Source organism: Arthrobacter sp. 2762 (assembly GCF_040548745.1).
Lineage (GTDB): Bacteria > Actinomycetota > Actinomycetes > Actinomycetales > Micrococcaceae > Arthrobacter.
In genome coordinates, this window is the sequence record NZ_JBEPSI010000001.1 from 197,104 (window position 1) to 219,811 (window position 22,708).

The window sequence follows — 22,708 nt, forward strand, 5'->3', positions numbered from 1 at the left end:
CACCATGCGACGAGACACGCTTCCGCATTCGAAGGACCAGCCAACACATGAAGAATCAGCTCCATCTCAAGTCCGCCTCCCTGGTGGCCGCGCTACTGGCTGTTGTGGTGACAGCCTTCGGGCTCACCTGGTCGGCGGTGCCGGCAAACGCTGCCGTCATCCCGGGCGCGGCCGTCACCATCAGCACGGACTCAGTGGTTACAAACCAATGGGACCAAGTAGACCTCACCTGTCAGTGGTCCGTTCCAGACAACTCGCAACCGGGCGATACCTTCAACCTCCAGCTCCCACCAGAGCTTCGCTGGTTTGGTGCCGCGTCATTTGATCTGGACAACGCCGACGGCGTAACGGTCGCCAAGGCGGTAGCGAACGATGCCGGACAAGTGGTCTTCACGTTGACCGACTTCGTGGCGGACCATCCCAATAATGTGGGTGGCACGTGCAATTTCAGCACGCAATATGCTGTGGAGCCGGGCACCGGCGAAACGACGGAACTGAACTTCACCGTGGGATCCACAGTGGTACGCGTGCCTGTCGATGTCGACGGCCCATGCACCAAGGACTGCGAACCCGCTCCCCCTACTTCGGCGGGCAAGTCCATGTGGTGGGCCGACGCTCCACAAACTGAACTTGAATCCATCTTTTACATGCCCCCGATGCCTTCAGAATCAAACGACGTGGTTGTGACGGACACACCCGCCGCCGGCATGGAAATCGATTGCGACCACATCACTCCGCGCGTCGGCAGGGTTGTCAGCAGCTCCGGAAACATCACCGATCCAATGGACAACGAGCAATACCCCGCGACTGTCGAGTGCACTCCCCAGGAAGCAACGGTGCGATGGACGGGCCTGCCCAGGGGTGAACGGGTGGAGCTGTTCGTCGTCACCAAAGTGACCGACAGGAAGCTGGACGTCTACACCAACAGCGGAACCGTCACTATTGCAGGGGAAGAAACCCCTGTCGGTGCCGAAACGCGGCGAACCCGGGCTGAGGGAACAGGCGACGGAACGGCAAGCCCCACACCTACGCCCACGCCGACCCCGAGCCCCAGCACCGCAACACCCACACCGACGCCGAGCCCCAGCCACGCAACACCCACACCCACGCCCACACCGACGCCGAGCCCGAGCACAGCAACACCCACCCCGACGCCGAGCCCGAGCACAGCAACACCCACACCCACCCCCACACCGAGCCCTACCACCAGCACGGCAACACCCACGGCAACACCCACACCTAGCCCGAGCACAAGCACCACGAGCCCGGTGCTTGTACCTACGAACGAGCCCTCTCAGCCCGCAGAAGTTGCGGCACCAGAGCCCCTCGCTACCACTGGCGCTCAAAGCCCGGCGTTCATCTACGCGGCCGCCGCGCTGTTGGCCTTGGGATCCTTGCTCGCTTTCCTGGGCGTCAGGCGATCGGCTCGTCGTCAGCACTAATAGCAAAAGGCCGAGTCCGATGGCCACGGCATCCCGATAGCCTCGCAAGACCGCAAGGACACATAGGCTCCACTGCGAATGGCGATCCGAACGAACGATGGGCCGTGCACACGATGCGCGGCCCATCGTTGCACGCCCCGGGTTCCACGCTCAATGCTGCACGCTTCCGGGAATGCACCGGTGCGGCGCATAGTTGAGGAGATTGCAAAGCCGCCCAACCGTGGCTCACATCTGCCGAGGAGAACCATGAGCTCGCCCACCACTGCAACAGACGCCCAGCTTGCCCGTTGGGAGCGGTTCCGAGCGTCTCGGAATGCAGCACTGGCTGCCGATCATGGCTGGCTGACGCTGACGTCGTTTCAGTGGCTCGAGTCGGAGCCGGCAGAAGTCGAGTTTGCCCCGGGGCTGTGGTCAACGGATGGCACGACTGCTGCCCTCACGGCCACCGCCGAGGACGGCCTGACCCTCGTTGAGACCGGCGAACGTGTTGACGGCACCGTGACGGCGACCCTGCAGGATGAAGAGTCGCACATGTGGGTGCAGTACGGCGGCGACGACGGCAAGCAGGTGGTGGTGGAGCTAGCGATGCGGGCGGACAAGTATGCCATCCGGACCAGGGACGCGGGCTCGCCCGTTTTTACGGACTTCGCCGGAGTTCCCACCTACGATTACAACCCGGACTGGGTGATTCAGGGTCGATTCGAACCCTATGACCAGCCCGTGGATGTACCCATAGGAACGGCCAACCCCTTGGTGGACGGCGTTCATCGTTCTGTCGGGGAGGTGGTGTTCCGGGTTCCTGGCGTTGCCCATGAAGTCCGCCTCCATGCTGAGGAAGAGAAACTCGGCGCCTTGAACGTGACCTTCCATGATGAGACCAACGGCGACACCACGGATGAGTGGCGGAAGGTTTTCATCTCCCGTCCACGCCCCGATGGATCCGTGGTGATCGATTTCAACCGCGCCATCAACTACCCCAGCGCCTTTACGCCTTATGGCACCTGCCCGATGCCGGTCCGTGGAAATTCCATTGATGTCCGCGTTGAGGCTGGCGAAAAGATCCCTCAGGAGTAAAGCGCCGGGAACCCGGACAGCGACTGACTAGACGATGGCAGAGACCCCCGTTACTGCACGGCCCACGATCAATGAGTTGATCTCGTATGAGCCCTCGTAGGTGAAGATGGCCTCAGCGTCGGCGAAGATCTTGGCAATTTTGTAGTCGGTGACGATACCGTTGCCACCCAGGATGGAGCGGCCCAAGGCCACACTTTCACGCATCCGTGCACTGCAGTAGGCCTTTGCCAGTGCCACCTGTGCCATGTCGGCACCGCCGTGCCGGGCACCTTGTGCGTCGCGGGAAATGCCCTCTTGAAGTTGGGCGATCCGCACCATCATCCCCATGCTGGCCACGGCGTTGCCGAGCATATCCACCAGGTGCTGCTGGATCAGCTGGAACCGGGCCAGGGGTTTACCGAACTGCAGTCGTTCCACCGCATACTGCCGCGCGACATCGAAGGCTGCCAACTGCTGGCCGACTGCCTGCCAGGCAACCATGATCCGTGAGCCGCGAAGGAGATGGTTCGTATCCGCGAAACTGCTGATTCCGGCGAAACGGTCTGATTCTGCGACGTGGACGTCTTCGAAGAGAATGTCGGCATTTTGCACCGTCCGCAGGGCAATCTTGTTCTCTATCCGGCTCCTCGTGATGCCCGGTAGCGAGGCGTCCACGATGAATGCCCGAACGGCGCCGTCGCTTTCGTCCTTGGCCCACACCAGCATGTAGTCGCAGAACGTCCCATTGCCGATCCAGCGCTTGGCGCCGTTGATCACCCAGTAATCGCCGCCGTCGGACTCCGCTCTTTCCACACGCCGTGCTTTTGTCTGCATACCGCCCGCGACGTCGGATCCGTGCTCTGGTTCGGTGAGCGCGAAGGCCCCTGTGGTGCGGAGGTTTGAGGCGTCGTCGAGGTATTTGTCCTGCTGGGCGTCGTTGCCGAAGTCGTAGAGCGACTCAACGAAGAGGTCGTGGTGGACCATGAAGAACGTCGCGATGGACGTGTCCACGCGTGTCATCTCGGCAATGACCAGCCCGGCGAACAAGTGTGTGTAGCCGCGCTGGGCTGGAGCGCTGAGCCGAAGGGCCGCGAGCTTGGGCAGGATGTGTTCGGGGAACTCGGCTTTGTCCCACCACTGCCCTGCGTAGGGGGCGATCTCGGAGGCAAGGAAGGAACGGAGCTCGTTGAGCTTTCGCTGTTCCTGGACGCTCAGGAGAGACTCAAAGTCGAAGAAGTCGGCCGTCGGCAGGTCCGCCACAGACGCCGGCACGTAGCGCCCCGAACCCGCGGGAACCGGGCCGCCGCTGTAGTCGCCCATCATTTCAGGCCCATGCGGATGGCGCCGTCCAGCCGGATCGTCTCGCCGTTCAGCATGGCATTCTCGACGATGTGTGCGGCAAGATTGGCGTATTCGGGCGCGCGGCCAAGCCGGGCAGGGTGGGGTACCTGCTGGCCGAGTGACTCCTGGGCCGCCTGCGGCAATCCGGCCATCATCGGCGTCTCGAAGATGCCGGGGGCAATGGTGGCAACCCGGATCAGGGAGCGGGCGAACTCGCGCGCAAGGGGCAGTGTCATCGCCGCAACAGCACCTTTGGATGCGGCATAGGCAGGCTGGCCGATCTGCCCTTCGAAAGCGGCGACGGACGCCGTATTGATGATGACTCCGCGCTCGGGGCCGCCCAATTCCGTGGCAACCGGCTCGCTTTCCACCATTGCCGCAGCTGCCAGACGGATGACGTTGAAGGTTCCAACGAGATTGATCTGGATGACTTTGTTAAATGCCTCGAGCGGCAGAACACCATCGCGGCCCAGGACCTTGCCCGGCGTCGCGATGCCGGCGCAGTTAACTACTATTCGCAGGGTTCCCAGTGAAACCGCGGCGTCGACGGCGGCCTGGACCTGGGCTTCGTTGGTCACGTCTGCGGGGGCAAAGACGGCCCGCGGACCCGCATCCCCGCCAGCGGAACCCACCGAATTCGAGCCAGCCGCCGAGCCAATGGCGTTCAACTCCGCCGCGTAATCCTCCCCGGAAGAATTTGGCAGGTCCACCAGCACCACCGATGCTCCGCCGTCGAACAAGCGTTTGGCGGTTGCCGCGCCCAAGCCTGACGCCCCGCCGGTGACCAGCGCGACCGTGCCCTTGATGTCCATCCATCCTCCTTGATGCAGACTCAAATCCGTTAATGCATGTTAACTGGAATTGTGATCGAGCGCACCCTGGGCCCCGGATAGGCTGGTCCCATGCCCACCGAAAGCAACCCCGCCGGCCAGCAACCACCCACAACGGAGGCAGCAGCGTGGGCGATTCGCGCAGATGAGACCGCTCGTTCTATCACGCGACTCTTCGGCCGGCGGCTGCTTTTCCTCCCAGGCACCCACATCGGCGCCGTCAGCATCCCCTCCCGCGGCATCCGCAGCCTTCTCGGTCCATGGCACTACTGGTGGCAGGCGCATTACGTCGACTGCCTGGTGGACACGGGCCGCCGGGAACTGGCCACCAAGAGAAAGTTCGACGGCGACTCCCGCCCGAGCGCGGGACGCCTCGCTTCCCGTCTGGTCACCACCATCCGGCTCAGAAACCTCTTCAGGTTCGTCAACGATTACTACGACGACATGGCCTGGCTGGCACTGTCCACACTCCGATTGGAAAAGCTGGCCGAGGAGACGCGCAAGCCCGGACGCCGCCGAAATGCCTATATTCGCCGGAAGCTAACGCTTCAATTCGATTCCGCTTCCACGGACGATCTGGGCGGTGGAACATTCTGGAGCACCAAGAGGGACTTCAAGAACACCCCCGCAACAGCCCCGGTTGCCCTCTACTTCGCACGAACCGATCACCGTGAGCGGGCTCAAGCCCTGGTGAACTGGCTGAACGGCAAGCTCCTTCACCCCGGCCGCGGCCTTTATCTGGATGGCCTTCGCATGCGGAATGGGGAGATCGTCCTTGAGGACGCGGTCTACACCTATAACCAAGGGCCAATCCTTGGGGCACTCCTGGAACTGGGCGGAGATGAGAACCTGGACCGCGCCGCCCATCTGATCGAAGCCGTTGCCAGGGATCTTACGGTGCCCGGCACGCACGTAATCCACGGCGATGGAACCGGGGATGGGGGCCTCTTTACCGGCATTCTGATCCGGTACCTGGCGCTCGCTGCCAAAGATCAGCGGCTCCAGGATTCCGCCCGTGACATCGCTAAGGGCCTCGTTCTCAGCACAGCCGGGGCCTTCTGGGACGGCCGACGGGAGTCCGGCGGTGATCCCAAATGTCCGGGCCTTACCTTCTCCCCCAACCCTTTGCGCCCGGCGAGTGAAACGTATCCGGACGGGACCGCCGTCGAGCTTTCCACCCAGCTGCAGGCATGGATGGCGCTTGAGGCTGCGGCCACGCTGGAAACTTAGATCGCGGTAATTACGGCACGCAATAGTTCCGTAATTGTTGTGATCCTTGTCACATAAGTGTTCCAGGCTTTGGAAGCATAGGTTTGCCTAACCTACGCTTTTCTCAGCGGGTTCCCCCAAACCTTCCCGCTCACACGGAACAAGCCCAAAGCTTGGCACTCTGTGTCTTTGTTCGCAGAAAGAAGCCCTCATGAAGCTCTCCAAAAACGCGCTGGCGGGAATCGCCCTGCTCGCCTCCGCCGCCCTTGGCCTTACCGCCTGCGGCTCCAACGCCGGCAGCCCCGCTGCCTCCGGTTCGCCGTCGTCAGATGCTGCCGCTTCGGGCGAAGGCATCACGGTGTACAACGCGCAGCATGAGAGCCTGACCAAGGAATGGGTGGATGCCTTCACCAAGGAAACCGGCATCAAGGTCACCATGCGGCAGGGCTCGGATACCGAACTGTCCAACCAGATCGTCCAGGAAGGTGCCGCTTCTCCGGCAGACGTTTTCCTGACAGAGAACTCGCCCGCAATGGCGCAGGTTGAGAACGCTGGACTGTTTGCCGACGTAGACAAGGCAACGCTGGACCAGGTCCCCGCCGAATTCCGTCCTTCCACGGGCAAGTGGACCGGCATCGCAGCCCGCTCCACAGTCCTTGTGTACGACAAAAACAAGATCAGCGAAGACAAGCTGCCCAAGTCGATGCTGGACCTGGCGAACCCGGAGTGGAAGGGCAAGTGGGCCGCTTCACCGTCTGGTGCCGACTTCCAGGCGATCGTCGCAGCACTGCTCGAACTCAAGGGCGAAGCCGCCACCGAAGAGTGGCTCAAGGGCATGAAGGAAAACTTCAAAGCCTACAAGGGCAACAGCACGGCCATGAAGGCCGTCAACGCCGGTGAAGTGGACGCCGCACTGATCTACCACTATTACTACTATGGCGACCAGGCCAAGACCGGCGAGAACTCCAAGAACGTCACGCCGTACTTCTTCAAGAACCAGGATCCGGGCGCGTTCCTCTCGGTCTCCGGCGGCGGTGTCCTGAAGTCTTCCAAGAAGGCAGCAGATGCCCAGGCGTTCCTGAAGTTCATCACTGGCAAGAAGGGCCAGGAAGTCCTGAAGACCGGTACCTCGTTCGAGTACGCCATCGCCTCGCAGGTGGACGCCAATGACAAGCTTGTCCCGATCAAGGACCTGCAGGCGCCCACGGTTGACCCGGCCAAGCTGAACTCCACCAAGGTCACCGATCTGATGACCAAGGCAGGACTCCTGTAGTTCTGTGACCACTGATCTATCGGCTCCCGACCTTCCACAGTCGCCAGGGAGCACGACGACGGCGGGCAAGGGCAAACGCCCTCGCCCGCCATTCGGCGTTTCCACAGTGTCATTGCTGGCGGTGCTGATCGCCCTGTTTTCCCTCATGCCGTTGGGCTACGTCATCTTCATGACAGCAGCGACAGGCTGGGACACCGCCGTCGAACTCATTGTTCGTCCCCGGGTTGGCGAACTGCTGTTGAACACCATCATGTTGATGGCCCTGACAGTGCCGTTGTGCCTCATTCTTGGGGTGGGCGGCGCTTGGCTGGTTGAGCGCACCAAGCTACGTGGGAGCCGCTGGTGGGCCGTGGCATTGGCTGCTCCGCTTGCCATTCCCGCCTTCGTCAACAGCTACGCATGGGTATCGGCCGTACCTTCCATGGAGGGCATCTGGTCCGGCGTGCTGATCGCCACCCTGTCGTATTTCCCTTTGGTCTACATTCCAGCCGCCGCCACGCTGGGGCGCTTGGATCCGGCGATCGAACAATCTGCCGCGTCGCTCGGCCTGGGTTCCTGGGCCGTGTTCTTCCGGGTAGTGCTCCCGCAGCTTCGTATCGCAATGACCGGCGGTGCGTTGCTTGTGGCGTTGCACCTACTTGCGGAATATGGCGCTTTCGCGATGATCCGCTTTGATACCTTTACGACGGCGATCATGGTCCAGTTCCAGTCGACGTTCAACGGTGCCGCCGGAAACATGCTGGCCAGCGTCCTGGTCTTCCTCTGCCTGCTTCTTCTCCTCGCCGAAGTCAAGAGCCGAGGCACCGCCCGCTACGCGCGGATTGGCTCAGGCGCGCAAGCGAAAGCAACACGGGCGTCCCTGGGCGGATACCAGGCTCCGGCGCAGCTCGCTTTGCTGGCCCTGACAGCGCTGGCGTTCGGGCTTCCTGTCTGGTTCGTCCTGCGCTGGCTTTCTGCCGGAGGCGCCGAGGTATGGGCCGCCGACGAATTCCTGCCCGCGCTGCTGCAGACGCTCCTGTACGGGGCCGTCGGCGCCGCAGTTACCACGATCGTGGCTTTTCCCATGGCCTACTTGGCCGTTCGGCATCCCAGCTGGTTCAGCAAGATGCTTGAACTGTCCAACTACGTGACCAGCTCCCTGCCCGGAATCGTTGTGGGCCTCGCCTTCGTCACCGTCAGCATCCGCGCAGTTCCCGGCATCTACCAAAGCGTCGGCGTGCTGGTGGCCGCCTATGTTCTCCTCTTCCTTCCCCGGGCGCTGGTCAACATCCGCTCCGGGCTGGCCCAGGCACCCAAAGAGCTCGATGAAGCCGCTCAATCCCTTGGCAAAGCTCCGCTGGTGTCCTTCTTCAGGGTGACCTTGCGGCTCACGGCGCCGGCGGCGGCAGGTGGTGCTGCCCTGGTCTTCCTGGCCATCGTCAACGAACTCACGGCCACCCTCCTTCTCTCGCCCAATGGAACCCGCACCCTGGCAACAGAGTTCTGGAGCAAGAGCAGCGAGATCGATTACACAGGCGCTGCACCGTATGCGCTGTTGATGATCGTGCTTTCCGCCCCGATGACCTACCTTCTTTTCCAACAGTCCAAGAAAGTGGCCGGACAGTGACCGAACAATCTCCACCCAGGCTCCCGTCACCGCGCGTGGCGCCGTCCATTGTGCCCACCACCAACACGCACTTGGACATCGCTGAGGTCACAAAGAATTTCGGTTCCCAGGCTGTGCTGAAGGGAGTCAATCTTTCCGTGGCCAAGGGCGGAACCACCGCCATTGTCGGTCCTTCCGGCTCCGGCAAAACCACGCTGCTTCGCTTGATCGCAGGCTTCGAGCATCCAGACACCGGGACCATTTCCCTGAACGGCTCAACAGTTGCGGGCAATGGCGTGTGGTTCCCTGCGCACAAACGGCAGGTGGGATACGTCGCCCAGGATGGGGCTCTTTTCCCGCACCTCACCGTGGGACAGAACGTCGCTTTTGGGCTGGATTCCGGAAAGCTCAACGGCGGCCGCCGGGCCGTTGCTTCCCGGGTCCAGGAACTGCTCGAAATGGTGTCCCTGGATGGCTCCATGGCGAAGCGGCGTCCGCACCAGTTGTCGGGCGGGCAGCAACAGCGCGTTGCCCTGGCACGTGCGCTGGCCCGCGAACCGGAGCTCATGTTGCTGGATGAGCCATTCTCGGCACTCGACGCCGGGCTTCGCGTAGCTACGCGCCGGGCTGTTGCCAAGGTGCTCAACGCGGCAGGCGTCACAACCATCCTCGTAACGCACGACCAAGCCGAAGCTCTTTCCTTTGCCGACCAAGTGGCCATCATGCGCGGAGGAAAACTGGCACAGATTGGCAACCCCTTTGTGGTCTACACACGCCCAGCAGACCGCGCGACGGCCGAATTCCTCGGCGACGCCGTCATCCTGGACGCGTGGATGGAAGGGTCCCTGGCCACGTGTTCCCTGGGCGGGATTCCCGTCCGCCGGCCACCAGCACAGGGCAAAGTGCAGCTCATGCTCCGCCCGGAGCAGATACGCATCGCACCCGACGGCCCCATCCGGGGCGTGGTTGTGGACACGGACTACTTCGGTCCCGAAACGACTGTTCGGATAAGACTCGGCGCTTACACCGCGGCTGACGGCGTCCTATCCGGAAATGGCCACCGCTATCCCGGCGGAGGAGAGATCATCACCATCCGACACTGGAACGCGTCCATCACCAAGCCCGGCACAGAGCTCAGCCTTCGCGTCGTGGGCGAAGGCGTGGCGTTCGCGCCCGAAGGCTGACGCTACTTGAGCCCTGGCGCTACTCGCTGTGCCGCTACATGGTCTTTGGGGCTACTTGGGCCCTGACGCCGGGCGTTTCTTCTGCGGGTACGGCGCCTCGTGGCGGGCAAGCATCTCCACAAACCCGGCGATCTTCCGTTCCCGGGTGTCTGCCCTTTTGACCAGGTTGGTCCGGTGAATGAGGGCGAAACGGTTCTGGGACGTCAGGACATCGAACATGGCCTGCGCCTCGGGTACAGCGGCGATGGCAGCTGCGAGATCATCGGGAACCACTGAATCCGCGGGACCGGCGTAGGCAGCTTCCCAGCGCCCATCGGCTTTGGCGGCTTCGACGGCCGCCCATCCTGCGGGAGTCATCTTTCCTTCCTGATCCAGGCGGGCGATGTGCCCAACGTTCCGTGCGGACCAAATGCTTCGGCGGCCGCGCGGTGTCATGCGCTGAAAGTAGCTTTCGGCGTCGCGGCTTTTGGATTGGCCGTCGATCCAGCCGAAACACAGCGCCTCGTCCAACGCGGCGTCGTAGTCCAACTCCGTGACGTTCCCACCCTTCTTGTGAAGGACCAGCCACACGCCAGGACTGTCGGCAGCGTGTTCTCCAAGCCACGCCCGCCATGCGGCCGCGTCCTCGACGATCAATTCTTCGAGCTCAATGGGCATGGATTCATTCTGCGGCAAACCGGACGGCATAGGCTGGAGGCCAAAAGCCGGAGTGCCAGTGAAGCCAGCCCAGGAGGACCCATGTTGCGAGCCCGCCCCATCCACTTCACCTCCCGCCCGCATCAGTGGACTCAACTGCTGGAAGCACTGGGCATGGTCAACACGGTCAAGGATGGCGACTGGTTGGAGTTCGATGCCGGCTCGGGTCGGCTGGCGATGCAGCGCGTGGAACATACGCAGGCGATGAGCGGCACACCGCAGGACGGCGTCACGATCTTTGGCGTCGAGGTTGGCACACTGGAAGAGTTCGCCCGGCGCACACAGGAGGATGGGACCATCGCAGTGCTCACCGAGGCCTCGCACGGCCAGACCGTGCAGATCACGGCCCGTGATGGCTTCACGTTCCTGGCTGACCCCGCCCGGCGCGCCGGGGACGGCACCTGGGCGACGTCGGACAAAGCCGACCCGGCGCTTGCCGTGGTAGCCACCTGGGTGAGTCCCGGCGTCGAGGATTCAGCACAGGAACTCCGCAACATCGGTGCCCGGCCCCGGCCCTCGGATGACGAATCGGCGACGTTCAACGCCAAAAACGGCGGGATACTGCGCGTGATCCACGGTGCGGCTGCGGAGTCTGGCGATCTCGCTTTTGAGTACGACGGCGATCTGGAACCACTGCTGCACAGGCTCACCGGAGCCGGGGTTGAGGCGCGGATCAGCGAGGACATCCTGTTCGTAGCCAACCCGGACGCCGTGGGCGGCTCGGCGCCGGCGTCGATCGTGGTGGAACGGACACCAGTGGAACGGGTGCTGGCAAGCCCAAGCAGTTAGTCCGCCAACGCCCCATCACAGAGCCGGCCAACAACTTCGGTGAGCATGGTGAGCCCGGCCACGATGTCTTCGTCCGTGGTGTATTCGTGCTCGTTGTGGGAGATGCCGTCCACGCTGGGCACAAAGAGCATCACGGTGGGAACAAGGTCCTTCATGTTCGTGGAGTCGTGCCCGGCCAGGGTCATGACTTCCTTGTTGGAGAGCCCCAGGTCGGCGGCGACCTTGGCGGCCAGCTCCACTCCTTCGGGCTGGTACGGAGTCACGGCCCAGGAGTGCGAGTGGTGCTTCTCCACGGAGACGTTGGCTAGCCGTTCGATTTCCGTGATGCGGGCGTGCAGCAGGGCGTCGGCCTCGGCAAGGACGGCTTCGTCCGCGCTGCGCAGGTCCAGGAGCAAGTTCACACGGGAAGGCACCACTACGGGCGAGTTCGGGTAGACGTTGAGCTGGCCCACGGAGGTGTGGAGTACGCCGGGGAAACGATCCGCGAGTTCGCGTGCGGCAACCACCAGCATGGAAGCACCCAGGAGGGCATCCTTGCGATCCGCAATCACGGTGGAACCGGTGTGCGCCTGCTCGCCATGGACCACGAACTCGTACTTGTTCGCTGCCCAGTTTGAACTGACAAGGCCGATCGTGATGCCCTCACGCTCCATGCTACGGCCCTGCTCGATGTGGATCTCGGCGCAGTAGGCAGCCTCCGGTCCTTCAAAGTTTCCGCGGCAACCGATCGCGTCCAGGGCCTCGCGCACCGTAATCCCGGCGGCATCCTTGGTGTTGAGCGCGTCTTCCAGTTCCAGCTTGCCCGTGTAGACGGACGAGCCCATCATGGAGGGCTTGAAGCGGCTGCCTTCCTCGTTGAACCAGTTGACGACAGCGAGATTGAATCTGGGTGCTGCGGCGCCGCTTTCCCAGCGTGCGGCCAAGCGGAACGCGGCGTGGGCCGCGGCGAGGACGCCGTACGCGCCGTCGTAACGTCCCGCCGTCGGCTGTGAATCCATGTGCGAGCCGACCACCACGAAGGGCGCACCGGGTACAGCCTCGTAGAGGCCCCACTGGTTGCCGGCGTGGTCGAACTTGACTGTGAAGCCGTGGTCTTCCAGGAGTCCTGCCAGCCAGCGCCGCTGTTCGCCGTCGGGAATGGTTGCGGCTTGGCGGTCCACGCCGCCGTTCTCCGTGGCGCCGAACGTGCTCATGGTTTGAAAGTCCTGCACGAAGGCGGTGTCCTGGGCGGTGAAACGTGTGGTGGTTGTCATGGTCTCCCCTATTAACGGTGGGCCGCGAAGGAACTTTCAGGGGAAAGTTCAGCGTGGAAGTCGGTTGATTCGTAGGTAAAACGGCCTCCGACGGCGGTGGCCAGGACCTGCAGTTCGCTGATGTTGGGTGCGTCCAAGGGTGAGGCGGACAATATTGTGAAGTCGGCAAGTTTGCCCGGCTCGAGGGTCCCCTTCCCGGCAAGCGTCCCAGTGGCTGCCGCGGCTCCGCTGGTGTAGGCGGCCAGTGCTTGCTGAGCGCTGAGTCGTTCGGAACGGTTTCCAAAAACGGCCCCCGATTCGGTCCGGCGGTCCACGAACGCCTGCATTCCGCGGAGCACGTTTCCGTCCGCAACCGGCCGGTCCGAGCTTCCCGCAAGCGTCACCCCGGCTTCCAGGAAACTGGCCGCACGGTACGCCCATGGCAAGCGATCCGGTCCGAGGGAAGCGGTCATCCCGTCCCCGCCATCGCGGAAGAAGCTAGCCTGCGGCGTGACGGCGATGCCTGCGTCCGCGAGCTTGGCCAACTGGTCCGGACGCGTCATGGACGCGTGCTCGATCCTGTTGGGCAGGCGACGCGGCCCATACAAAGCCTGGCAATCGGTGATGATGCCCACGGCGAGGTCGATCGCCCGGTCACCGATGGCGTGGGCCGCGATGGACCAGCCCGCTGCGTAGGCGGCCTCGATGCGTTCGCGCAGCTGGGCGGGATCGGCCTGGAAGTAACCAACGTTTCCGGTGTTGTCCCGGTGTCCGTGGCTGCAGAACTCATGGGTCACGGCGGCGGTTTCGCCCAAAAGCGAGCCATCCAGGAAGACCTTCGCGGGGCCGAGGGACAGGTACTCGTTCCCGAATCCGCTGGAGATCCCGAGGTCCAGCCCTGCAGGTGCAGCTCCCGGGCTGTCCGAGGAATGCCCGTCCAATCCGTGCAGCAGATCCAGCACCGGCATTACCTGTGCGCGGGCGTGCAACCGGCCGTTGGCGGCAGCGCGCTGGTAGGCCGCGAGTTCGGCCGGGCTGTGCCCGATCCAGCCCCCACCCACACCGGCCTCGGTGAAACTCGTGATGCCCTCGGAGGCGTAGTACAGGGTGGCCCGTTCAAGGGCGTCCTCGATGTCGTCCAACGAATACGGCAGGATCAGCTGCTGGATCAGTTCCTGTGCCGTCTCCTGGACGAGTCCGGTGGGGCGGCCGGCGGCGTCGCGGACTATTGCTCCGCCGTCGGGATCGGGGTACGACGGCGACTCGGCACCCGCCAGCCGCAGCGCGGCAGTGTTGACCACAGCCATGTGCCCGGAATTGTGCCGCATGAACAGGGGCCGCTCCCCCGTGATGCGGTCCAGCTCGGCGAGGTCCGGGAAGGAACCGCCGTGCTGGGTCTGGCTGAAGCCGGTGGCGAAAAGCCAGCCCTCACCTTCGGCCCCGCCGCTGGTCACGGCACCGCGGAGAAGCTCATACAGCTCGTCCAAACCACGGGCACCGGACACGTCCAGTTCCGCGAGGCCCAGCCCGAACCACGTGGTGTGGCAGTGCGCATCAATGAAGCCGGGAGTGACGGTCACGCCGCCAAGGTCCAAAACCTCGAGGGCATCCAACCCGTCCAGGTCCTCGTCGAGGCCCACGATGCGTCCCTGCCAGATGCCCAGCGAACTGGCCATAGGACGGGCCGGATCCATCGTGATGATATCTGCGTTCCGCAGCAGGAGATCAAGTTTCATGATGTGTCTAGCGGTGGGACGTGGTGACGGACTTGATGCGCGTGTAGTCCTCAAGACCGTACACCGACAGGTCCTTGCCGGTGCCCGAGTGCTTGAAGCCGCCGTGGGGGGCCTCGGCGGGTATTACCTGGTGGCAGTTGATCCACACGGCACCGAAATCAAGCTCGTTGGAAACACGGGTCACCACGCCATGGTTCTCGGACCAGACGCTGGAAGCGAGGGCGTACTTGGTGCCGTTGGCGAGGTCGACCGCTTCGTCCTCGGTAGCGAACGGCTGGACCGTCAGCACGGGGCCAAAGATTTCGTCACACACCACTTCGTCCGTCTGGAACACACCGTCGATTACCGTGGGTTCAAAATGGAAGCCGGTTCCGGTGCGCTTGCCGCCGGAAAGGACCCTGGCGTTGGCCGGGAGGCGGGACATGAAGCCCTCCACACGCTCCAGCTGTGCGGCGCTGTTGAGCGGACCGAGATCCGCATCGGAACCGCCCACCTTCAGCGCCGAAGCAGCGTCGGCGAGTGCGGCCGCGAATTCCGTGTGGATATCTTGGTGGACCACCACGCGCGTCACGGCGGTGCAGTCCTGCCCGGCATTGAAGAAAGCAGCCAAGGCGATTTCGCTGGCGGTGCGCTGGATGTCGACGTCGGCAAACACTACTGCGGGTGCCTTGCCGCCAAGCTCCAGATGGACGTCCTTGAGCGTCCTGGCCGCAGCGGACATGACCTGCGCACCGGCACGGGTGGAGCCGGTGATGGAGACCATTTCAGGGATGTCGTGCTCCACCATCGCTGCACCGGCTTCACGGCCGCCACAGACGATGTTCACTACGCCGGCCGGGTAGACCTGCTGCGCCAGTTCGCCCAGGACCACAGTGGACCAGGGAGTAGTGTCTGCAGGCTTGAGGACCAGGGTGTTGCCCGCGGCAAGAGCCGGACCGATCTTCCAGACAGCCATCATGAACGGGTAATTCCACGGCGTGATCTGGGCGACCACGCCAATGGGCTCGCGCCGGATCGTCGAAGAGAAACCCTCCACGTACTCCGTCTGCGCAGTCCCGGAGACAACACGGCAAGCTCCCGCGAAGAAACGGAGCTGGTCCGCGCCGCGGAGGATTTCGAGCTCACGGGTCAAGGCTGCGGGCTTGCCGGTGCAAGCAACCTCGGCCTCAAGGAGACGGTCGACATTCGCCTCAACGAGGTCGGCCAACTGCAACAGCAGCGACTGCCGCGTTCCGGGCGTCGTGCGCTTGTAGCTCTTGAAAGCTGCAGCAGCGGCTTGGAAGGCGGCGTCGACGGCGGCGGCGTCGCTGTCCGGAGCGGTGCCGATCTGCTGGCCCGTGGCGGGGTCGAAGAACGGCAGGCTGGCCGAGGCGTCCACGGACTCGCCGTTGATGATGTTCTGAAGCTGGATCACTGTGAGGGCTCCGGTCAGTTTGTTGAAGTCTTGGGGGAACGCGTGGTGGGGTCCTGTGGCAGGTGCAGCAAGGCCGGGAGGCCGGAGTCGACGGCCCGGCGGAACGCGGCTGCGAAGTCTTCCGTGCGGTCCACGCGCTCGCCGTAGCCGCCGTAAGAACGGGCGAGTGCGGCGAAGTCCGGGTTGGTCATGTGCGTGCCCGAAGGGCGGTCCGGGTAGTGCGCTTCCTGGTGTTCGCGGATGGTGGCGAAAATGCCGTTGTCCACCACCAGGACGATGAACTTGGCGCCGTAGCCCATGGCCGTGGCGATTTCCTGGCCGTTCATCATGAAGCAGCCGTCACCGGCAACGGAGATGACCTGGCGCCCGGGGTATGCGAGGGATGCTGCCACGGCTGCGGGGATTCCCATGCCCATGGCGCCGTTGCGGGGTGCGGCCAGGGAATCTGCCGAGTTGTGGTCCAGGTAGCGTGCGGGCCACAGCGCGTGGTTACCGGCGCCGAAGGTGAGGACGGCGTCGGCGTCCATCTCCTTCTTGAGGACCTCCATAGCGACGCCCAGGTCGACGCCGATGCCGCCGTCAGGCTGCGGCGTGGAGAACGTGAGCTGGTCGGCGCGGGCGCTGGCGAACCAGCCTTCCTCACGTTCGCCTGTGGTGTTGGTGGCAGCCAGCGCGCTGGCGAATGCCGTCACATCGGCAATGATGTGCTGGTTCACCCGACCAAAATGGCCCAGGAGGTTGGTGTCGGCGTTGACCACCACGGTCTCGGCGTCAAGTCCGCGTTTGTAGCCATCGGAGAGGACGTCGCCGCGGACGCAACCAACAAAGACGAGCAGGTCGGCGTCGTCGAGGCGTTCGGCGTTGGCATCGCTGCGACCGTACCCCAGGAAGCCGGCGTAGGCGTCGCTCCGGTGCGGGACGGCGTCGTAAGCGCGGAAGTCGGCCACGACCGGGACGCTGTTGCGGCTTGCCCACGCGGCCAACTGCTCTCCCGACTCCTGCGTCCAGCCTTCACCGCCGACGACGACGAGCGGCTTGCGTGCTGTGCTGAGCTTTTGGTTCAGCTCGTCCAGGTCCGCGGCGGCCGGCTCGGGACGGGCAACCTTGCGCAGTTCCACCGTGGCGTCCGGGACGACGTGCACCAGCACGTCCTCGGGGAGACCGATCACCACCGGGCCGGGGCGTCCGCTGAGGGCGGTGAAGATGGCGTCGTCCACTACGCGGGCGGCGGAAGCGGCGTCGTCGAGCGTCACGACTTTCTTGGCGGTGCTGCCGAACCAGGCGTTGATGTCGAACTCCTGGAAAGACTCGCGACCGCGGTCGGCAACCGGAATCAGTCCAACGAACAGGATCAGCGGCGTGGCGTCCTGGTAGGCAGTGTGGATGGCGATGAAGGCATTTGCAGCACCCGGTCCACGGGTCACCATCGCTACACCGGGAAGCCCGGTCAGTCGGCCTTCGGCGAGTGCCATGAATCCCGCGCCGCCTTCCTGGCGGGCCACCACGTTCTGGATCGGCGAGCCGTGCAGGCCGTCAAGGACGTCGAGGAAGCTCTCGCCAGGGACGGTGTAGACGCGCTTGACGCCTGCCCGTTCGAGTTGGCCAACAATCAGATGGCCAGCCGTGGTTGTGTTCAATGCTTCATTCCTTCTTCTTCGATGGAAAGGCGTGGGAGGAACAGGCCGGACAGCGCGGTCAGTGCTGAGACGACCAGCAGGATGATGGCGCCCGGCCAGAAGGAGTTGTTGGCCGCCACGAGCGCGGTGGCGATCAGCGGCACGAAGCCGGAGATGACACCCGCGGTGTTGGACGTGATGGCGACGCCGGTGTAGCGGACCTTCGTGGCGAACAGCGCGGTCAGCGCGGTGCCGGAGACGGCGTACGGGATGGAAAGGACGGCGACGCCGATCATCATGCCCAGGACCACCAGGACGGGGTTGCGGGAGTCGATGGCCAGGAACACAGGAACTGCGATAAGTGCCGAGGCCACACCGCCCCAAAGGATGACCTTGCTGGCGCCGAACTTTTCACCGAGGCGGCCTGCCCAGATCAGGGCGCCGATTTCGAGGGCTGCGGCCAGCAGGGTGCCCAGGAGCAGGAGCTCGGAGGGCAGCTTAAGGACCTTGGTGCCATAGAAGACCACGAAGCTGGTGATGAGGTAGAAACCGCCGATGCCGAGCAGGGCCGAGCACATGCCCACCAGGATCTGGCGCCAGCTGTTCTTCAGGACGCCGCGGATGGGAGCATGTTCCGTTTCGCCGGACTCCATGAGTGCTTCAAATTCCGGGGATTCACTGAGGCGGCTGCGGATCCACAGCGAGATAGCCAGCAGCGGGATGGCGGCAATGAACGGGATGCGCCAACCCCAGGCGTCAAAGTTGGTCTGACCTACCAGGAACAGCATGCCAAAGAAGCCACCGGAGGACAGGATGGTACCGATCGGGGAACCGATCTGTGGAAGCGCGGCGTAGCGTGCACGCTTTTCCACCGGCGCATTTTCGACGGCGATAATCACCGCGCCGCTCCACTCGCCACCGACGGCGAGGCCCTGGACGATGCGCAAGGCAACCAGCAGGATGGGGGCGGCCAGGCCGATGGTCATGTAGTTCGGCAGCAGGCCGATGAGCCCGGTGACAATGCCAATGCCAACGATCGTGACCATGAGGATCTTCTTGCGGCCCACCTTGTCACCGAGGGCGCCGAAGATGAAGCCGCCGATCGGGCGGGCCACGAAGCCAACGGCGAGTGTGGCGAAGGAGCCCATGGCAGCGACGAAGGGATCTTGGGATACGAAGAACTGTGCGTTGAACACCAGAGCAGCAGCTGTGGTGAAAAGGAAGAAGTCGTACCATTCCAGCGCAGTGCCCACGAGGGCAGCCAGGGCCACCTTCTTGGTGACGCTTTCATCGACGATGCGTACTGCCGAGGGACTGGCGTCCGTGGCTCCGCTGACGGTGCTTGCCATTGTTGCTCCATGAGTGCGAACGGGACCGGACGTTGGGGATGCCCGGGCGATTTTTGTGTGACTCGTTCCAGAGTGCCAGTAGTTTTTCCCAAAAAGACTAGCAATCCACCACGGAATCATGCCGTTAGAATGTGTGAATGCACAATTCTGAAACCTCGGGGCATGCCGTTCGTTGGACTGAGCTGGTGGACCAGCTTGAAGGCCGGCTGGACACCCTGGCGCAGGCCTTCACCACGAGGGTCCGTGAGATCCCGGAGTACGGCGAAAGCCAGGTGACTGTCCTGGAGATCCAGGAGACGGCGCGGGAGACCTTCCGGCGCCTGATCAGCGGCCTCAGGAACGGGCGTATCGACAGCCAGGATGGCCTGCTCGACTTCGCTTCCGACCTCGGATCCAAGCGGGCCAGGGCCGGGATCCCGCCGGAGTCCCTGACCTCAGCTGTCCGCCTGGACTTCAGCATCCTCTGGGCTGAACTGTTGGAGATCGCGCACACCGAGGACGCCGCGCTGCTGGCTACCCGCGTGGATCAGGTGTGGCGCGTCGTAGACGAATTCGCCACCCGCACGCACACGAGTTACCTGACCGAACGCGTCAGGATGGCTCAGGAAGAATCGAGCATCCAACGCGAGTTCATTGCCCGCCTGTTCAACCAGAGCACGCCGTCCCAGGAGACCTCCGCGCAGGTTGCTTCGGCATTGGGTATCAACCCCGAATCACGCTTTGCACTGGTTGCCGCGAGCGGCGATCCAGGCGCACGGCTGCGCGCAGCGGCATCCCAATTCGGATCAGGCCAACACACCCGGCAACGATTGTTCCTCCATGAATCCGGGGGCAACACCTATGTTTTCTGGGCCTTGCCTGCACGGCGGAACCGTGGTCCTGAATCTCGAAGCGAGGCGTACGGAACCGAAACCGACGCGCAACAGCTGCCTCCCGGCGTCGTAAATGTCCCATGCGGCTACGTTCCCGAGGTCCTTGGCCTTCGCTCCCTTCCCGCGGCCGCCCGCACTGCCGAGAGCCTCGCCGCACTCCTCCGCCCCCGCGACGCCGGCCCGCTGTCCGCTGATTCTGCCTGGGCGCGATTGGCCCAGCAGAACCTGCAGGACGCCGGCCTGGACCTCGCCGCTGAACTCGAAGAGGCCCTGGCGGAGTGCCGGGGCGGCGAGCGCGAGCGCCTGTTGGAAACGGTCCGGAACTACCTGGGCACAGGCAACGTCACGGTCACTTCCGAGCAACTCTTCTGCCACCGGAACACCATTCTGAACCGGCTCAACCGATTCCAGGAGCTGACCGGGATCGACCTCGCCGTTCCCGCAAAGACGGCCCGACTGGTGGTGGCGTGGGCCTAAGCGAGGAGGTGGCGCCGTCGGGAGTTGCTGCCGAGCGTTGCTGCACCGCTCCGCTGTGTGTTTTCACATTCCCAGCCGCGTTTTGATGGAAGTAATGCCATTGATGGTGTGATCGGGCACACACCATAGTTGTAGCTACTTTGCACCGGACATTCGTCCCCGCACCCCATCCGGAGAATCAGATGGCCCCCACGGTAGATACTTCCTCCGCATCCACAGCCAGGTTGGACCTGACCAAGATGCGCAAGATTGCCCTTGCCAGCGTTATTGGCACCACCGTCGAGTGGTACGACCTTTTCGTCTTCGGGACGGCGTCGGCCCTCGTCTTCAACAAGATCTTCTTCCCCAGCTTCGATCCAATCGTCGGCACCATGCTGGCCTTCGGCACCTTCGCTTCCGCCTACATTGCACGCATGGTGGGCGCCATCATCTTTGGTCACTTCGGCGACCGGCTGGGACGCAAATCCATGCTCCTGGTCTCGCTGCTGACCATGGGAGCGGCAACGTTCGCCATCGGTCTGCTGCCTGACTACAACAGCATCGGCATCATGGCCCCATTGCTGCTTCTTCTGCTCCGCGTCATCCAAGGCCTGGCCCTCGGCGGCGAATGGGGCGGTGCGGTGCTCATGACGGTTGAACATGCACCGCCCACCCGCCGTGGTTTCTACGGTTCCCTGGTGCAGGTTGGCGTGCCCGCCGGTACGTTGATCGCCAATGTCGCATTCCTGATCGTGGCCTCCACGGTCAGCACCGAAGCACTGTATTCGTGGGGCTGGCGTATCCCGTTCCTCGCCTCCGTCCTCCTGGTCACGGTGGGCATCTACATCCGCCTGAACATTGAGGAAACCCCGTCCTTCCAGGCAGTCAAGACCGCTGGCGCCAAGGCCAAAATGCCTTTCGCCGCTTTGATGGCCAAGTACTGGAAGCAGGTGGTCCTGGGCGGCATCGCAACCCTTTCCACGGGCAGCACGTTCACCCTGTTGGTTGCCTCCGGCGTCTCCTACGGCAAGAAGGAACTGGGCCACTCCGAGAGCCTGATGCTCTGGGTGGTTCTGGCCTCCTGCATCCTGGGACTCTTCCTCATCCCGTTCTTCGGCCGGCTTTCGGACAAGTACGGCCGCAAACCGATCATCTTCGCTGGTGTCGCTGCCGAGGCCGCCCTGGCCTTCCCGATGTTCTGGCTCATGGACACCAAGTCGGTGGCACTGCTCTTCGTTGCCTACCTCGCCATGATGACCGCGTTCTGCGCCAACTACGGACCGATCGCCACGTTCCTTGCCGAGCTCTTTGGATCCAAGGTCCGATACTCGGGCCTGTCCGTGGCCTACATGCTGTCCGGCCTGCTGGGCAGTGCCGCCACCCCGTTCGTCACCACGTGGCTCCTGGGCATGACACACCAAAGCTCCTCGATCGCCTGGTACATCATGGCCGCCGCCGGACTGTCGCTCGTTGCACTCTTCCTGCTGACCGAGACCCGGTACGGCAACATCGACGCCGTCGACGAAGCACCCGCAGAAGCCCCCTCCACGGAAGCCGCGGCAGCGCGGTGACCGTCACCGCCATCGAGCGCCTGGCCGGTATCCCCGGCCAGGCGCCCGCGGTCGGGCCCTTCTCCCCGGCGGTCGTTGCCAACGGTTTCGTGTTCACCTCGGGCCAGATCCCCACGATCACGGGCCTGGACGATCAGCCGGACACCTTCGAAGGGCAGGTCCGGCAGACCATCGAAAACCTCACGGGTGTCCTGGAAGCCGCGGGATCCAGCCTTGAACACGTGGTCAAGGTCAACACGTACCTGACCAACCAGGACCAACTGGAGGAATACAACCGCGTTTACGTGGAGTATTTCGGCACCGCCAAGCCTGCAAGGACCACCGTATGCGTGAGCCTGTGGGGCGTGTCGTTGGAAATCGAGTGCGTGGCCGTTCTTCCCGGGAAAGAAGAGGCTCCCAAGTGAGTTCAACACTCCTGGAGGAACTCACCAACGTCAGCTACCCAACCATCGGCCACTTCCTCGAAGACGGCTTCGTCTCCCCCACCATCCAGTCCCTGCTGGCAAACGTGAAGATCGCCGGACCCGCCGTCACCGTCCGGATCGCAGACCACGACGCCATCGCCATGAACCGCGCGCTCCTCGCCCTGCAACCCGGGGACGTCCTCGTGGTGGACATGTGCGGCGACCACCAACATGCGCCCGTGGGGGCCGTAACGGCAGCCGCAGCACTCGCCCAAGGTGCGGCCGCCGTCGTGGTTGACGGTGTGGCGACCGATGTCCTGGAACTGCGGCAGACCGGCTTGCCCGTATTCGCCCGCGGGACGTCGTGCCTCACCACCAAACGCCTGAACGGAACCGGCTCCGCCGTAAACGTCCCGGTGCTGGTCGGAGGCGTGGAGGTCAACCCAGGTGACCTGGTCCTGGGCGACGACAACGGTCTGATCGTCCTGGCGTCCGAAGTCGCGGGAGACATCCTGGGGAAGGCGCTCGCATCGGACGCTGCGGAGCCCGCCATCCTTGCACGCATAGCATCCGGGGAGCCGCTCCAGTCCATCCTTGCCATCTAATGCCGCCAAGAGCGTAACCCCGCGGCCACGGCCTCGCTGCCAAGGAACTTC

General features: G+C 63.7%; 19 protein-coding genes. 11 read left to right on the forward strand and 8 right to left on the reverse strand.

The window, feature by feature from the left end; translation table 11 throughout:
- Positions 1–47 precede the first annotated feature (47 nt).
- The gene (locus ABIE18_RS00985) at positions 48–1,442 is read left to right on the forward strand and encodes an Ig-like domain-containing protein (RefSeq protein ID WP_499720771.1); all 1,395 of its coding nucleotides are present in this window, start codon (positions 48–50) and stop codon (positions 1,440–1,442) included.
- A gap of 246 nt (positions 1,443–1,688) precedes the next feature.
- Positions 1,689–2,516: a DUF1684 domain-containing protein gene (locus tag ABIE18_RS00990; RefSeq protein WP_499720772.1), complete on the forward strand. Its 828-nt coding sequence runs from the start codon at positions 1,689–1,691 to the stop codon at positions 2,514–2,516.
- A gap of 27 nt (positions 2,517–2,543) precedes the next feature.
- On the opposite strand, the gene ABIE18_RS00995 is transcribed toward ABIE18_RS00990, so the two are convergent.
- Positions 2,544–3,815 (reverse strand): acyl-CoA dehydrogenase family protein, encoded by a 1,272-nt coding sequence (locus tag ABIE18_RS00995; protein WP_499720773.1) that lies wholly within the window; start codon positions 3,813–3,815, stop codon positions 2,544–2,546.
- Positions 3,815–4,648, reverse strand: coding sequence for an SDR family NAD(P)-dependent oxidoreductase (locus ABIE18_RS01000; RefSeq protein ID WP_499720774.1), 834 nt, complete (start codon positions 4,646–4,648; stop codon positions 3,815–3,817). The genes ABIE18_RS00995 and ABIE18_RS01000 overlap by 1 nt, the downstream gene beginning before the upstream one ends.
- A 90-nt stretch (positions 4,649–4,738) precedes the next feature.
- Between ABIE18_RS01000 and ABIE18_RS01005 the strand changes: the two genes are divergently transcribed.
- From ABIE18_RS01005 to ABIE18_RS01020, 4 genes are all read left to right on the forward strand, one after another.
- Complete coding sequence (locus ABIE18_RS01005) at positions 4,739–5,896, forward strand: glycoside hydrolase family 76 protein (RefSeq protein ID WP_499720775.1); 1,158 nt, start codon at positions 4,739–4,741, stop codon at positions 5,894–5,896.
- A 190-nt stretch (positions 5,897–6,086) separates the two neighbouring features.
- Positions 6,087–7,148, forward strand: coding sequence for an iron ABC transporter substrate-binding protein (locus tag ABIE18_RS01010; RefSeq protein WP_499720776.1), 1,062 nt, complete (start codon positions 6,087–6,089; stop codon positions 7,146–7,148).
- 4 nt (positions 7,149–7,152) lie between these two features.
- Positions 7,153–8,754 carry an ABC transporter permease gene (locus ABIE18_RS01015; protein WP_499720777.1) on the forward strand — a complete coding sequence of 534 codons (1,602 nt, stop codon included), beginning with the start codon at positions 7,153–7,155 and terminating at the stop codon, positions 8,752–8,754.
- Positions 8,751–9,917 (forward strand): ABC transporter ATP-binding protein, encoded by a 1,167-nt coding sequence (locus tag ABIE18_RS01020; protein ID WP_499720778.1) that lies wholly within the window; start codon positions 8,751–8,753, stop codon positions 9,915–9,917. The genes ABIE18_RS01015 and ABIE18_RS01020 overlap by 4 nt, the downstream gene beginning before the upstream one ends.
- 51 nt (positions 9,918–9,968) lie before the next feature.
- On the opposite strand, the gene ABIE18_RS01025 is transcribed toward ABIE18_RS01020, so the two are convergent.
- Entirely contained in the window at positions 9,969–10,574 is a 606-nt protein-coding gene (locus ABIE18_RS01025; protein ID WP_499720779.1) for a YdeI/OmpD-associated family protein, read from the reverse strand.
- Positions 10,575–10,655: 81 nt separating this feature from the next.
- On the opposite strand from ABIE18_RS01025, the gene ABIE18_RS01030 reads away from it, so the two are divergent.
- A complete protein-coding gene (locus ABIE18_RS01030; protein ID WP_499720780.1) occupies positions 10,656–11,402 on the forward strand; it encodes a hypothetical protein in 747 nt (248 codons plus the stop codon).
- On the opposite strand, the gene ABIE18_RS01035 is transcribed toward ABIE18_RS01030, so the two are convergent.
- The 5 genes from ABIE18_RS01035 to ABIE18_RS01055 are packed head-to-tail and all read right to left on the reverse strand — an operon-like array spanning position 11,399 to position 18,749.
- The gene (locus ABIE18_RS01035) at positions 11,399–12,655 is read right to left on the reverse strand and encodes a M20 family metallo-hydrolase (RefSeq protein WP_499720781.1); all 1,257 of its coding nucleotides are present in this window, start codon (positions 12,653–12,655) and stop codon (positions 11,399–11,401) included. The genes ABIE18_RS01030 and ABIE18_RS01035 overlap by 4 nt on opposite strands.
- A gap of 11 nt (positions 12,656–12,666) precedes the next feature.
- On the reverse strand, positions 12,667–14,370 hold the full coding sequence (locus ABIE18_RS01040) for an amidohydrolase (protein WP_499720782.1): 1,704 nt from the start codon (positions 14,368–14,370) through the stop codon (positions 12,667–12,669).
- A gap of 7 nt (positions 14,371–14,377) precedes the next feature.
- Complete coding sequence (locus tag ABIE18_RS01045) at positions 14,378–15,784, reverse strand: gamma-aminobutyraldehyde dehydrogenase (protein ID WP_499720783.1); 1,407 nt, start codon at positions 15,782–15,784, stop codon at positions 14,378–14,380.
- Between the two features lie 14 nt (positions 15,785–15,798).
- The gene (locus ABIE18_RS01050; RefSeq protein ID WP_499720784.1) at positions 15,799–17,421 is read right to left on the reverse strand and encodes a thiamine pyrophosphate-dependent enzyme; all 1,623 of its coding nucleotides are present in this window, start codon (positions 17,419–17,421) and stop codon (positions 15,799–15,801) included.
- Complete coding sequence (locus ABIE18_RS01055) at positions 17,418–18,749, reverse strand: MFS transporter (protein ID WP_499720785.1); 1,332 nt, start codon at positions 18,747–18,749, stop codon at positions 17,418–17,420. Before ABIE18_RS01055 ends, ABIE18_RS01050 begins: the two co-directional genes overlap by 4 nt.
- 137 nt (positions 18,750–18,886) lie before the next feature.
- Between ABIE18_RS01055 and ABIE18_RS01060 the strand changes: the two genes are divergently transcribed.
- From ABIE18_RS01060 to ABIE18_RS01075, 4 genes are all read left to right on the forward strand, one after another.
- Positions 18,887–20,098 carry a PucR family transcriptional regulator gene (locus tag ABIE18_RS01060; RefSeq protein WP_499720786.1) on the forward strand — a complete coding sequence of 404 codons (1,212 nt, stop codon included), beginning with the start codon at positions 18,887–18,889 and terminating at the stop codon, positions 20,096–20,098.
- 182 nt (positions 20,099–20,280) lie between these two features.
- Positions 20,281–21,648 (forward strand): MFS transporter, encoded by a 1,368-nt coding sequence (locus ABIE18_RS01065; RefSeq protein ID WP_224094278.1) that lies wholly within the window; start codon positions 20,281–20,283, stop codon positions 21,646–21,648.
- On the forward strand, positions 21,645–22,052 hold the full coding sequence (locus ABIE18_RS01070; protein WP_499720787.1) for a RidA family protein: 408 nt from the start codon (positions 21,645–21,647) through the stop codon (positions 22,050–22,052). Before ABIE18_RS01065 ends, ABIE18_RS01070 begins: the two co-directional genes overlap by 4 nt.
- A complete protein-coding gene (locus ABIE18_RS01075) occupies positions 22,049–22,657 on the forward strand; it encodes an RraA family protein (RefSeq protein WP_499720788.1) in 609 nt (202 codons plus the stop codon). The genes ABIE18_RS01070 and ABIE18_RS01075 overlap by 4 nt, the downstream gene beginning before the upstream one ends.
- The last annotated feature ends 51 nt before the right edge of the window (positions 22,658–22,708 follow it).

Coding starts and splice junctions, on each gene's coding strand:
- ABIE18_RS00985 (WP_499720771.1), top strand. CDS start 48: ATGAAGAATCAGCTCCATCTCAAGTCCGCCTCCCTGGTGGCCGCGCTA.
- ABIE18_RS00990 (WP_499720772.1), top strand. CDS start 1,689: ATGAGCTCGCCCACCACTGCAACAGACGCCCAGCTTGCCCGTTGGGAG.
- ABIE18_RS00995 (WP_499720773.1), bottom strand. CDS start 3,815: ATGGGCGACTACAGCGGCGGCCCGGTTCCCGCGGGTTCGGGGCGCTAC.
- ABIE18_RS01000 (WP_499720774.1), bottom strand. CDS start 4,648: ATGGACATCAAGGGCACGGTCGCGCTGGTCACCGGCGGGGCGTCAGGC.
- ABIE18_RS01005 (WP_499720775.1), top strand. CDS start 4,739: ATGCCCACCGAAAGCAACCCCGCCGGCCAGCAACCACCCACAACGGAG.
- ABIE18_RS01010 (WP_499720776.1), top strand. CDS start 6,087: ATGAAGCTCTCCAAAAACGCGCTGGCGGGAATCGCCCTGCTCGCCTCC.
- ABIE18_RS01025 (WP_499720779.1), bottom strand. CDS start 10,574: ATGCCCATTGAGCTCGAAGAATTGATCGTCGAGGACGCGGCCGCATGG.
- ABIE18_RS01030 (WP_499720780.1), top strand. CDS start 10,656: ATGTTGCGAGCCCGCCCCATCCACTTCACCTCCCGCCCGCATCAGTGG.
- ABIE18_RS01035 (WP_499720781.1), bottom strand. CDS start 12,655: ATGACAACCACCACACGTTTCACCGCCCAGGACACCGCCTTCGTGCAG.
- ABIE18_RS01040 (WP_499720782.1), bottom strand. CDS start 14,370: ATGAAACTTGATCTCCTGCTGCGGAACGCAGATATCATCACGATGGAT.
- ABIE18_RS01055 (WP_499720785.1), bottom strand. CDS start 18,749: ATGGCAAGCACCGTCAGCGGAGCCACGGACGCCAGTCCCTCGGCAGTA.
- ABIE18_RS01060 (WP_499720786.1), top strand. CDS start 18,887: ATGCACAATTCTGAAACCTCGGGGCATGCCGTTCGTTGGACTGAGCTG.
- ABIE18_RS01065 (WP_224094278.1), top strand. CDS start 20,281: ATGGCCCCCACGGTAGATACTTCCTCCGCATCCACAGCCAGGTTGGAC.